At 58.4% G+C, this 12,553-nt stretch carries 7 protein-coding genes; 3 read left to right on the forward strand and 4 right to left on the reverse strand.

The features are described 5' to 3' along the window. Positions 1–44 precede the first annotated feature (44 nt). Complete coding sequence (locus HM1_RS08115) at positions 45–2,633, forward strand: U32 family peptidase (protein ID WP_012282873.1); 2,589 nt, start codon at positions 45–47, stop codon at positions 2,631–2,633. A 137-nt stretch (positions 2,634–2,770) separates the two neighbouring features. Then, positions 2,771–5,161 carry an endonuclease MutS2 gene (locus HM1_RS08120; protein ID WP_012282874.1) on the forward strand — a complete coding sequence of 797 codons (2,391 nt, stop codon included), beginning with the start codon at positions 2,771–2,773 and terminating at the stop codon, positions 5,159–5,161. 292 nt (positions 5,162–5,453) lie between these two features. Here HM1_RS08120 and HM1_RS08125 read toward each other — a convergent pair whose 3' ends face one another. The 4 genes from HM1_RS08125 to HM1_RS08140 all read right to left on the reverse strand — a co-directional run bounded on the left by HM1_RS08125 (position 5,454) and on the right by HM1_RS08140 (position 11,083). Beyond that, positions 5,454–6,092 (reverse strand): hypothetical protein, encoded by a 639-nt coding sequence (locus HM1_RS08125; protein WP_012282876.1) that lies wholly within the window; start codon positions 6,090–6,092, stop codon positions 5,454–5,456. A gap of 70 nt (positions 6,093–6,162) precedes the next feature. Further along, complete coding sequence (locus HM1_RS14640) at positions 6,163–7,677, reverse strand: sensor histidine kinase (protein ID WP_012282877.1); 1,515 nt, start codon at positions 7,675–7,677, stop codon at positions 6,163–6,165. A 5-nt stretch (positions 7,678–7,682) separates the two neighbouring features. After that, complete coding sequence (locus HM1_RS08135; protein WP_012282878.1) at positions 7,683–8,516, reverse strand: response regulator transcription factor; 834 nt, start codon at positions 8,514–8,516, stop codon at positions 7,683–7,685. Between the two features lie 110 nt (positions 8,517–8,626). Continuing rightward, positions 8,627–11,083 carry a transglycosylase domain-containing protein gene (locus HM1_RS08140; RefSeq protein ID WP_012282879.1) on the reverse strand — a complete coding sequence of 819 codons (2,457 nt, stop codon included), beginning with the start codon at positions 11,081–11,083 and terminating at the stop codon, positions 8,627–8,629. A 176-nt stretch (positions 11,084–11,259) separates the two neighbouring features. On the opposite strand from HM1_RS08140, the gene tyrS reads away from it, so the two are divergent. Further along, on the forward strand, positions 11,260–12,513 hold the full coding sequence (gene tyrS, locus HM1_RS08145) for a tyrosine--tRNA ligase (protein ID WP_012282881.1): 1,254 nt from the start codon (positions 11,260–11,262) through the stop codon (positions 12,511–12,513). Positions 12,514–12,553: the final 40 nt, after the last annotated feature.

Raw genomic sequence — 12,553 nt, forward strand, 5'->3', positions numbered from 1 at the left:
ACAGGTTATACTAGAAGGAACAGAAACGATGTGGAGGTTGCCTGTTGAAACAGTTGCCTGAGTTATTAGCGCCGGCCGGCTCGCTGGCGGCGTTGCGAGCCGCCGTTGAAAATGGCGCCGATGCCGTATACCTGGGCGGCAAGCGTTTTGGTGCTCGCCAGTATGCGGCGAACTTTGACTCGCAAGAGCTCCGGGAGGCGGTCGCCTTTTGTCACCGCAAGGATGTGCGCACCTATGTGACCGTCAACACCCTGCTCGATGACGAAGAGATGGATGCTTTGCCGGAGTACGTCCGGGATCTCTATGAGGCTGGCGTTGATGCTGTCATCGTCCAGGACATGGGCGTCCTTCGCGTGATCCGCCGCCTGCTGCCTGATTGGGAGATTCACGCCAGCACACAGATGACGATCAGCAATGTGGAAGGGGCGCGCCTCCTGGCGGCGCAAGGGGTGAACCGGGTCGTCCTGGCGCGGGAACTGACCCTGGATGAGATCGCCCAGGTGGCGAAGGAATCGGGCGTTGAGGTGGAGGTCTTTATCCATGGGGCGCTTTGTATCGGCTACTCCGGCCAGTGCCTCATGTCCAGCTTGATCGGCGGCCGCAGCGGCAATCGCGGCCGTTGCGCCCAGCCTTGTCGTCTCGGCTACGGGCTCGTCGACGGCACGGGACAGGAGCTGGTGGACCGGCAAAAAGTAGGTCACCATCTGCTGAGCCCCCGTGACATAATGACCTTGGATCTCCTTCCCGATCTGGTTCAGGCGGGTGTCCGTTCCTTGAAAATCGAAGGGCGCATGAAACGGCCGGAGTATGTGGCCACCGCCGTTCGCCAGTACCGGGAGGCATTGGATCGGCTGGGCCGGGGAGGTAGAAGGGGTCTCGCTGTCAACGCGGAGGCGGAGCGGGCGCTGCGGCAGATCTTCAACCGCGATTTTTCTGCTGCGTACCTGAGAGGAAACCCTGGCAGGGATCTGATGAGTTACAAGCGTCCCAACAACCGGGGAGTCTTTCTGGGGCGCGTCATATCTGTAGATTCGCGTCGAGGTCAGGTCTCGATCGCTCTGGAAGAGGCCCTCGGCGTCGGCGATGAGATCGAGGCATGGGTGACCCGAGGCGGCCGGACAGCCGTGAAGGTGCAAGGCCTCTGGGTAGGCGGTGAGATGCGGGAAAAGGCGCTGCCGGGCGAGGCGGCCTTCGTCGAGTGGCGTGGGAAATTGCGCCCGGGCGATCGGATTTTTAAGATCCATGACGAGGCGCTGGAGGCGCGCGCCCGTGAATCCTATCAGCGGCCGGGCGGCGGACGCCGATTTCCCCTTACGGCACATGTGCGCGCCTATGTAGGTGAACCGGTGGTTGTCGAATTCCGAGACGCCGAGGGCCGCAGCGGACGGGGCCGCAGCGCCGAGCCGGCCCAGGAGGCGGTGAAGCGGCCGCTGACGGAAGCGGTGCTTCAAGAGCAGTTGGGCCGCCTCGGCAACACGCCCTTTCGCCTCGACGGAGTGACGCTGGAAGGCGACGGCAAGGCCATGATTCCTTTGCGCCAACTGAATGAGGCCCGTCGCCAGGCGATCGAGGAACTGGAGACGCTGCGGTGCGCCGGGATGCAAAGACCGCCTATCGATGAAGGTCGATGGCGTCAGGCCCTCGGGGAATTGGGGCTCGCTGGTCGGTCTGCCGGTCGGAGCGATCTTACAGTGAAGCATCGCACAACGCCCTTGCTCGTCGCCGCCGTCGAAGGGATGACTGCATTGAAAGCCGCCTTGTCCGCCGGAGTTGATGAGGTGCTGTTGAGCATCGAGGGGTACCGCCACGGGGAACCCTTCCGCTCCGGCGACGAGGCGCTGGCTTTGCAGCTCTGCCGCGAGGCGGGGGTTTCGGCCGCCATCGCTTTGCCGCGCCTGTTTCGGCCTGAACAGCGTTCTAACGTCGCAGAGAGCATCCGGCGTTGGCATGAGGCAGGGGCGAGGCAGTTTCTCATCGCCAACCTGGGCTTTTTGGAAGGACTCCGGGAACTGGAAGGCGTGAAGGTGCGCGCCGATTTTCCCTTGTGGGTCTTTAACGGTCAGGCGGCGCGATTCCTCGCTGAATTGGGGGTTGCCGAATTTACGGTCAGTCCTGAACTCTCCTATGAACAAATGAAGGCGCTGTCCATACATGGCCTGCTCCGCGCCGGCGCGCACCGGTCACAGGCGGAGATCATCGTTCACGGCTCCCTGCCGATGATGGTGAGCGAATACTGCGCCATCGGCGCGCTGCTCGGCGGACGGACGTTGGACAAACCTTGTGACAGCGCTTGCCGCCGTCACCGGGAACTTTATCTGCAAGATCGATTAAACTTCCGCTTTCCTCTCTATACAGACGCCTTCTGTCGAATGCATGTGATGAACCCCAAAGACCTGTCCTTGCTGGAAAACCTCCCCGATCTGCTTTCCCTCGGTTTCAGACGGCTGCGCGTCGAAGGGCGCACTGAGAACGCCGCTTGGTTGAAGTCCGTGCTGCCTGTCTATCGGAAAGCCCTTCAGGCCGCCGCAGCTGGGCGTTGGGATGAAGCCAGCCTGAGCCGCTGGCGTGCCGCCTTGGAGAAGGTCCACCCGGCCGGGTATACGAAGGGCCATTTGTTCCGAGGGGTGGAGTAGGTGGGCGAGCGTGCCCAGCCCAATACACCCTCTTTTGCCACAAAAGTGTCCTTCACATGTCGCCGAACAGCCCCGATATGTAATACTACGGATATTATGGAACGTAACTGTCTTAGCCCCCACAAACGGAAAGGGAGATGGAATTGAACGAACGCACCCTGCGCAAGTTGGAATACGACCGCATCCTGGAACGTCTGGCCCAGCATTGTGTCTCCGAGATGGGAAGAGAGATGGCCCTGTCGCTCCGGCCCAAAGGGAAGCTCTGGCAGGTTCAGGAGGGGCTCAGCGAGACAACGGAGGCGAAGGAAGTCCTGCGCCTTCGTCCCAATGTCCCCCTGGCCGCTTTTCACGATATCCGTCCTCACCTCCGCAAAACCGCCGTCGGCGGCATCCTGGAGGCAGCGGAGCTACAGCAGGTGGCGGCGGCGCTGCGCATCTCCCGCCAGGTCCGCGCTTTTCTGCTCGGCGATGAGAAAAAAGGAGACGACAAAAAAAGCACCCCTATTTTGACGGCGCTGGCCGAGGGGTTGGGTGTGTACAGGGAAGCAGAGACAGAGATCGATCGCTGCATCGTCGGCGAGGGCGAGGTGGCCGATGACGCCTCGCCGGAACTGCTGAAGATTCGCCGGACCATGAAGACCATCCAAAACCGTGTCCGTGAGAAGTTAGATGCCTTGATCCGCAACCCCGATACCCAGAAGTACCTGCAAGACGCCCTCGTCACCGTCCGGGGCGACCGCTACGTTGTGCCCGTCCGGTCAGAATACCGCAGCCAGATCCCCGGTCTGATCCACGACCAATCGGCGTCTGGGGCGACCGTTTTTATCGAGCCGATGGCCGTGGTGGAACTGAACAATGAACTGAAGCGCAATCAGGCGGCGGAGCGGACGGAGATCATCCGTATCCTGCGCGACCTGTCCCTGCTCGTGGCCAAAGACGCTGAGGACATCGGTGTCAGCCTAGAGGTGCTGGCGCGGCTTGACTTCATTTTTGCCAAAGGCAAGCTGTCGGCCCGCATGGATGCCGGCGAGCCGGCCGTCAATACACAGGGGAAACTGAAGATCCGGCAGGGACGGCACCCCCTCATCGCCGGAAAGGTCGTTCCCGTCACCATCGAGTTGGGACATGCCTTCGATACGCTGGTCATCACCGGCCCGAATACGGGAGGCAAGACAGTCACCCTGAAGACGGTGGGCCTTTTGACGCTGATGGCCCAGTCAGGCCTGCACGTACCGGCAGAGGCGGACACCGAACTGTCGCTTTTCGAACATATCTTTGTCGATATCGGCGACGAGCAGTCGATCGAGCAATCGCTGAGCACCTTTTCCTCCCACATGACCAACATCGTCGGCATCCTACAAGAGGTCGGCCCGTCGAGCCTCGTCCTCCTCGACGAACTGGGCGCAGGGACGGATCCGACGGAGGGGGCTGCCCTGGCTCAGGCGATCATGGAGCACCTGCTCGCGCGGGGGGCAAAGACAATCGCCACCACCCATTACAGTGAACTGAAGGCCTTTGCCTACAGCCATGACCGTGTCGAGAACGCCAGCGTCGAGTTTGATGTGGAGACACTGCGGCCCACCTACCGGTTGCTCATCGGCCGGCCGGGCCGCTCGAACGCCTTTGAGATCTCCCTGCGCCTTGGCCTGCGCGAAGATGTGGTCAAGCGCTCCCGTTCCCTCCTCAGCCAGGAGGAGCGGGACGTGGCCGACCTGATCGAACACCTGGAGGCCAACCAGGTGACGGCGGAACGGGAGCGGGAAGAGGCTGAGCGGTTGCGCCGGGAGGCGGAAGAATTGCGGCGCAAACTGGAACAACGGGAGCAGGCTTTTCGAGAAAAAGAGGCGGCTATCCTGGAAAAAGCACGGGAAGAAGCCTATGCCATCGTCCGCAAGGCGAGGGAGGAGAGCGATCGGATCGTGCGTTCCCTCCGGGAGATCATGAACCGGGCGCCTGTCAAAGAGGAGATGGCCCGCGCCGAGAGCGAGCGCCAGCGCCTCCGGGAGATCCAGAATAAGCTGGGCGAGGAGCGGGAGCACCAGGAGGGAGGCGCCGGACCGCTGGCGCTGAAATCGGTGAAGGTGGGCCAGACTGTCTTTGTGCCGCGTCTCAACCAGAAGGGAACCGTCCTCACGCTGCCCAACCCGCAAGGGGAGCTGCAGATCCAGGCGGGGATCTTGAAACTGAACGTCAAGCTCGCTGAACTGCAGGGGACGAAAGAGGATAAACCCAAGATCGGCCAGACGGAATATGCGGCCATGGCCCGCGGCAAGGCCAGGGAGATGTCGCGGGAGTTGGACTTCCGGGGGACGACGGCCGACGAAGCTATCGAGCTTGTCGAGAAATATCTCGACGACGCCTACCTGGCGGGGTTGGACTCGGTCTGCCTGATCCATGGCAAAGGTACGGGCGCCCTGCGGGCGGCCATCCGGTCTTACCTGCAAAAACACCGTTATGTCAAGTCTTTCCGCAGCGGTGAACACGGGGAAGGCGGCGTCGGAGTGACTGTGGTGGAATTAAAGGGATAAGGGCATCGACTGGAAGAAGTACCTTGAAGAGGCGCTTGAAAGAGGCGCTCAAAAGAAACGCTTGTAAAGAAGCGCTTTTAAGAAGCAGACAGAGAAACATAGAAGAACGCCGAAAAGGAGCATCCGGAAGATACTCGGATGAAAAAAGGAACCGGCAACGAGCAGCAATCGCTGACGGTCGCCGGTTCCTTAAGTTATCGGTGAAGTATTTGCATATAAAAGGGTGCGCTTCATGATGAATGTGGGCCAGTCGGTTTTTCTCTTAACAGAAAAACGGTATCACCGAGCAGTTTCACTGGGCTGGATCGTCAGCGGTAGAATCGGCGAAAGCGGGCGTATCTGGCGCAGGCGATTGCCGCTGTGCCCCGTTCAGAATCTGGTAACGTTCTTGCTTTGCCTTCAAGAGTTCTGGGGCCTTTATCAGGATCTGCTGCTTTAGGCTGATTAATTGATCGAGAGCGGCGGAAGCAGCGGTGACATCACCGGACTGGCGGGCTGCTTTCAAGAGGGCTTTGGTCACTTTCACCTGGTCGTGCAACTGCTTGAGATCAGCGGAAAGGACTTTTTGCGCCTCACCATTGGATTGGACGGAGGCCCGCAGCGCTTGCGCCTGTTCTTTGGCTAGGTTTCCTTTCAGGGACTGGCGAAGCGACTGGTTGCTTTCCCGCTGTTCCTTGATCTGTCTGTGCAGGTCCTTCATTTGCTCGTTGAGGTTTTTCAACTGTTCCAGTTTCGGCGCAAGCGCTTCTTTCCAGGCTTGGCGTTGTTCGACCGTCATTTTAATTTTTGGGGCGTTGTTCTGGGGAGTGTTGATCCCTTCGGCTTCACCGGCGAGCGACGTAGGTGGCGTGCTGGTGGTGTCCGCCGCAAAAGCTGCCGGTGCCATGAGCAGTACGGCGCCGAGGGTGATGAGGGATAAACATTTTTTCATCGTGATTCCTCCTTATTAACCGTTATGTTCTTTCCGGGCAAGGCGCTGTCGTGTCCCGGCGATCTTTATTCTAGTTGTCGATTGCGGCGCCATTATGGGATGATTGTGGTATTTTTGTGAAAATCGCAGCCACCGGGGCGGTGTTGTTTGCGGCAGAATTGTGTAAAGGGGGGAGGCGCAGTTCGAAGAGCGCACCGCCCCTGGGTGCGTTCGTGACGGTGATCGTTCCGCCGTGTTTTTCGGCGATGGTCAAGGCGATGGAGAGTCCCAAACCGGTATCGCCCCGTTTTCCTTTGTAAAAACGCTGGAACAACCGAGGAAGTTCCTGGGGATCGATTCCGTCACCGTCGTCGAGAACCTGAATGCAATCGGGCGAAGCGGTGACAAAGACATGGTCCTTGGCATGGCGCAGGGCATTGCTCAACAGGTTGATGAGAGCCTGCAGCAGTTTATCTCGATCACCGAAAACAAGGTCGGTCGGCGCAAGGCCGCTGGAGGTATGAGAATCGGTAGAAAAGTGGAGCGATTTGCCCAGTTCCAAGGCAAGACCCTGCATTTTTTCGACTCCTTCGCGGGCTACCTCGGAAAGCGGGAGGGGTTGGAACCGGTACAAGCCGTCGAGCGATTCCAACTTGGACAGGAGGATCATTTCATCGACGATCCCCTTCAGTCGCTGGCTCTCGGCGATGATCGTATCGAGCCCTTTTTCCGCTTCTTCTCCTTCGAAGACGCCCTCTTTGATCCCTTCGGCATATCCTTGGATGGACATGAGGGGCGTCTTCAATTCGTGGGAAGCTGTTTGCAAGAAGGAGCGCTGCGTTTCATCGTAGCGCTGGATGCGATCTCGCATAAGCGCAAAGGAGCGGGCGATCTCGCCCAATTCGTCGGCGCGGTCGATAGGCAGTTCCGTATCATAGCGGCGGTGGGCAAGGGCCAGGGCTGCGGCAGACAGATTCCGGGCGGGGCGGGAGATGGACCGGGAGAAAAAGACGCCGATGACGAGGGCTATCAGACCGGAGAGCAGGAGACCTTTGAACAAGGCACGGTTGATCTGTCGACTCATGGCGTCGATGCCTTCCAATTGGGAAAAGAGGAAGAGTCCGCCTATGACGGCGCCGTCTCTGTTGCGCAAGGGAAGGCCGACGGTGACCATGTCCCGGTCGCGGTCGGTCCAGAGGTCGGACTCTTCACTGCCCCCTAAAACAGTCTTCATTCGCGGGTAGACCAGAACGTCGCCGACAGGAAACCGGCGGGGGCGGTTTGAGGCGATGATGACGCCTTTATTATCGATGATGACCGATTCGGCGTCGATCAGGTTGGCCAAGACGCGACCTGTCCGCAGTTCCTTCTGTTCCGGCAAGGCCGATGTTCGTTTGAACATGGTTACGATGACATTGCCCTGTTCGCGCAGGTTCTCTTTTGTTTCGCCTATCAGGAACTGGCGGGTGAGGGTGTTGAAAGAGGCGCCGACGATGAGAAAGGCCAAAAGCAGAAGGATGAAGTAGCTGATGGTGATCCGTTGGCCTAAAGAAATCTGGAGGAAAGGGCCTGTTTTTTTGTCCATGCCGTCCATTCCTTTTTGCATTGTGCCTACCCTTTTCCTTGGCCTGCTGAAAAAACGTCGATCTTGTACCCATAGCCCCATACGGTTTTGATCTCCAGGGTGGAACCGCTCTGGGCGAGCTTTTTGCGCAGCCGCTTGACAAGGTCATCGACGGAGCGCAGGTTACCGGCGAAATGGTAGCCCCAGATCTGATCAAGCAGTTGTTCCCGCGTGAAGACCTTTTTCTTGTGCTTCGCCAGGAAGGAAAGCAAGTCAAACTCTTTGGCTGTCAGGTCGATCTCCCCATTTGGACCTGTGATCCGTCGTTCGTCTAGGTCGATCCGTAGATCATGACAGGCGAACCCCGGCGCCACTGTCGTTGGTGTGCCTGTCGCTGCTTGCGCTGCCTCCGATGAGCCTATCGCCGATTGTAGCGCGTCAGAAACAACAGGCGATGATCTGGCGGTTGGTTCGTTGCCTCTATGCCTCCCCCCATCTGCGGAATTCCCCGCCCTTGTGTGCCACACCCTGCGCAGGATGTTCTTGACGCGGACCACGAGTTCCCTGGGGCTAAAGGGTTTGGAAAGGTAGTCGTCACCGCCCAACTCCAGGCCCAGGATCCGATCAATTTCGTCATCTTTAGCCGATACGATGATGATGGGCACATCGCTGTCACGACGGAGGCGCTTGCAGACATCGAGGCCGTTCGTTCCCGGCATCATGATATCAAGGATGACCAGGTCGGGGACTTGTTGCGCATAGGCGGCCAGCAAGTCATCGCCGTTGGTGAAGGTGACCGCTTCAAAACCTTCCTTCTCCAGGTAACGGCGGATCAGTTCCAAAATCGGCGGTTCATCGTCGGCGATAAAGATCCGGGTCATAAATCCTCTCCCCCTTGAAAAAGAGCCTGAATGGGGATGCCTTCAGGCTCCGGACGCAAAGTGAACGTAAGCCGATGATCGGCTTTTCTGTTGACGGCGTGCGGCGTTGTTTATCCTTGGGGCGCGCCCACGCCCGAGGGGGTTTGTGGAACGGCGGGACCGTTCGGAGGTTTGGCGTGGCCTCCATTTGTTGAAGTCCCCTTCTTCGCAGTCCCTGTTCCGTTCGTCCCTGAAGATAAGTCCGCTGGAGCGGGAGGGGCCGGAAGGGCAGGCCTATCGCCAGTCGCACCGGGGGCGGTCGAATTGGGCACAGTTTCGGTGGTCCCTGAGGGCGCAGCAGGCGCCTCCAGTTCGGCATCAGCTGGCGGACGATTGGGGTCGTAACCGTCGGGGCGCTTCAAGAAGATTTTACGCTCAATGTGTGAAGCTTTCTCTCCTGGCTTGACGGGCAGACCTGTGTCAGCGTTGATGTCGACCTGAACCCAGACGTTGCTCGTCTGCGTCGGCGCTGTCGATTCCTCAAACAGCTCAGTTTCGATAAAATCAGGCGGCGTCAGCGAACTCGGCAACAGGCCGGACTTGATATCCACTTTGACCTCGACGATGCCGGGTGGACGCTCGAACCCTTTGACGGGAACACCCTGGAGGGCCTTGCTCATGACGGATCGCCATATCTGCGCCGGATAGGAGCCGCCGTATGTTTTGTACAGGTAATGGTTCTGATCGGTCTTGTCATAGCCCATCCAGACGACGCCCGATAATTCTGGCGTAATCCCGGCAAACCAGGCGTCTTTGTTGCCGGTGATGTTGCCGAAGATCTCTTTGGGCAGTTCTGTCGTGCCTGTTTTACCGCCAGCCGGTCGGTCAAGCTGGGCGTTCGTCCCCGTCCCGGAACTGATGACGGTTTGCAGCATATGGGTCATCAGGTAGGCGGTCGTCTCCTTCATGGCCACCTGGCGCTTGGGCTTGACCTCCACCAGCGTTTTGCCGTCACGGTCTTCCACTTTTACGATCAGGTGCGGCTCGATCCAAACGCCTTTGTTGGCGAAGGCGCCGTAGGCGCCGGCCAGTTCCAGCGGATTCGTTCCTTTAGAAAGGCCCCCTAACGCCAGGGAGAGGTTCATGTCGTTCTTTTCATCCATGTTGGTAATGCCCAGATTGCGGGCGAAGGCAAAACCGTTTTGCACGCCGATCTCGTTGAGCATCTTGACAGCGTAGATGTTGACGGAGAGACGGATCGCCTCGCGCATGTTGATCAGGCCGCGGAATTGGCCGTCATAGTTGTTGGGCTCATAACTGCCATAGCGGGTGGGCACATCATCAAGGACAGTTGCCGGTGAACGACCTTTTTCCAGGGCGGGGCCGTAGACAGCGATCGGTTTGAAGACGGAACCAGGCTGGCGCATTTGCGACGTGGCGCGGTTTAATCCGCGCCGGGTCGTGTATTCGCGACCGCCGACGATCGCCCGCACTTCGCCGTTGCTGTGGTCCACCACGGCGATGGCTGCTTGGATAGGCACATTATCCTTGCCTTTCGGGTAGTTGTTCGGATCAGACAGGGCGGCCTCTGCCGCTTTCTGCACCTTCGCGTCGACGGTCGTGTAGATCCGGAGTCCGCCCTTGTAAAGCATGTCTTCCGTGATCCCATATTTGTCGATGCACTCTTCGATGACGGCGTCGGTGAAATAAGGGAAGTTGATGTCATTGCCGGCGACAGAGCGCCTTGGCTGGTCGAGCAATTTCGGCGGCGCCTTTTTTGCCTTCTCGGCTTCATCGTTGGAGATATAGCCGTACTTGGCCATCTGCGTCAGGATCAACTGCCGGCGCTGTTCCGCTCCGTCAGGGTTTTTATAGGGCGACCATTTGGAGGGAGCGTTAGGGAGGCCTGCCAGCAGCGCCGCCTCAGAGAGCTTCAAATCTTTCAGTTCTTTGCCAAAAAAAGTTCTCGCAGCCGCTTTCACGCCGTAAGCGCCTTCGCCAAAATTGATGCGGTTCAGGTACATGAGGAAGATCTCGTCCTTCGAGTACTGCCGTTCCAGTTGTATTGACAAAACGAGTTCCTGGACCTTCCGCTTGAGCGTCTTTTCCGGGGTGAGGAAGGTGAGCTTCACCAACTGCTGTGTGATTGTAGAAGCCCCTTGAGAGCCAAAGCCGCCGGTAATATTGGCGATGATGGCGCGGATGTTGGCGATCACATCCACGCCGTGGTGGTCGTAGAACTTATTGTCTTCGATGGCCAGGAAAGCCTGGCGCAGTTGGAGGGGCACGTCGTTGATGTTTTCCACAAGGGTGCGGTTTTCGCCGGCGTGCAATTTGGCGAACTCTTGCTTGTTTACGTCATACAGGACGGATGTCGTATGTACGTCAAAATTGCCGGCATTGAAGGAGGGTGCTTCAAAGGCCCAGGCGAGGATGAGGCCGGATCCGATGCCGACGGTGGCGACGATGAGCACTGCCGCTATCAACAAAATCATGCGTGGCCAACGGATTTTTTTGCGGGCGCCCTTTTGGGACGTTCCAGGCGAGAGGGATTCATTTTTGTTCGGCTGGCGGTTTTCTGATTCCACGAGACAGCCTCCTTTGCGGCGTCAAACTAGGGCTATTATAGCATAGGCGACAGTGTGGAGAAATGGACAGGCCGTCTTTGTTGAAAGAGGTGGAAAAACATGATAAAATGGGCAAAGTATTTGAGGGGTTCCTCGACGTACAGCGCGCCGTTAAGGCGCGCGGGAGGGGGAGAAGGTTGTCTGAGACGAAAGTTTTGCCAAAACATATTCAAGATGAAGTTGATCGCCAACTGGCGTTGATCCGGCGGGGCACCGCCGAAATCGTACCGGAAGAGGATCTTGTCAAAAAGCTCAAAGACGCCATTGTGAATCGGCGTCCGCTGCGAGTGAAGCTGGGCCTCGATCCGACGGCGCCTGACATCCACCTGGGTCATACGGTCGTCCTGCGGAAACTTCGCGATTTTCAGGATCTTGGTCATCAGGTGGTCATCGTCATCGGTGATTTCACCGGCCGTGTCGGCGATCCCTCCGGCAAGTCGGAGACGCGCAAACAGTTGACTGAAGAAGAGGTCAACCGCAATGCGGCCACTTATAAGGAACAGATTTTTAAGGTCCTCGACCCCGCCAAGACGGAGATGACCTTCAACTCCCACTGGCTGCAGCCGCTGAACTTCGCCGACATCCTGCAGTTGGCGGCCAAATACACCGTCGCCCGCATGCTGGAGCGAGACGATTTTTCCAAGCGGATGCGCGAGAATCTGCCCATCGGCGTCCATGAGCTTTTTTATCCTCTGATGCAGGGTTATGACTCGGTGGCGCTGCGGGCCGATGTGGAACTGGGCGGCACAGACCAGAAGTTCAACCTGCTCGTCGGGCGGGTGCTCCAGAAGGAATACGGCCAAGAACCGCAGGTGGCCCTGATGATGCCGATCCTGGAGGGGCTCGACGGCGTCAACAAGATGAGCAAGAGCCTGGGGAATTACATCGGCGTCAACGAGTCGCCGCGGGAGATCTACGGCAAGACCATGTCCATCGCTGATGCGTTGATGGTTCGCTATTTCGAGTTGGTGACCCGGGTGTCTGCCGAGGAGATCCAGTCGATCGCCGAAGGGCTGAAGAGCGGCGCCTTGCATCCGCGCGATGCGAAGATGCGGCTTGCGAGAGAGATTGTAGCGCTCTTTCACGGGAATGAGGCGGCCCAGGCGGCCCAAGATGAATTCATCAACATATTCCAGAAAAGAGAACTGCCCGATGAGATCCCTGATTTCATCGTTCCTGCTGAACACATTCAAGACGGTAAGGTCGGCCTGGTTAAAGCGCTTGTTCTGTCCGGTCTCGCTGCTTCCAACGGAGAGGCGCGGCGCAAAATCACGGAGGGCGCCGTCAAGGTTGACAATGAGACGATCAAAGACTTCAACACCATGATTCCGGTGGAGGGCACCTTGCTTCGGCTCGGCAAGCGCAAGTTTGTCCGTCTGCTCCTTGCTTGACAATCAGGTCCGGTGAAAGTCGGTTTTGGTGAAAGCTCAA

The organism is Heliomicrobium modesticaldum Ice1, from assembly GCF_000019165.1.
Classification (GTDB): Bacteria; Bacillota; Desulfitobacteriia; order Heliobacteriales; family Heliobacteriaceae; genus Heliomicrobium; species Heliomicrobium modesticaldum.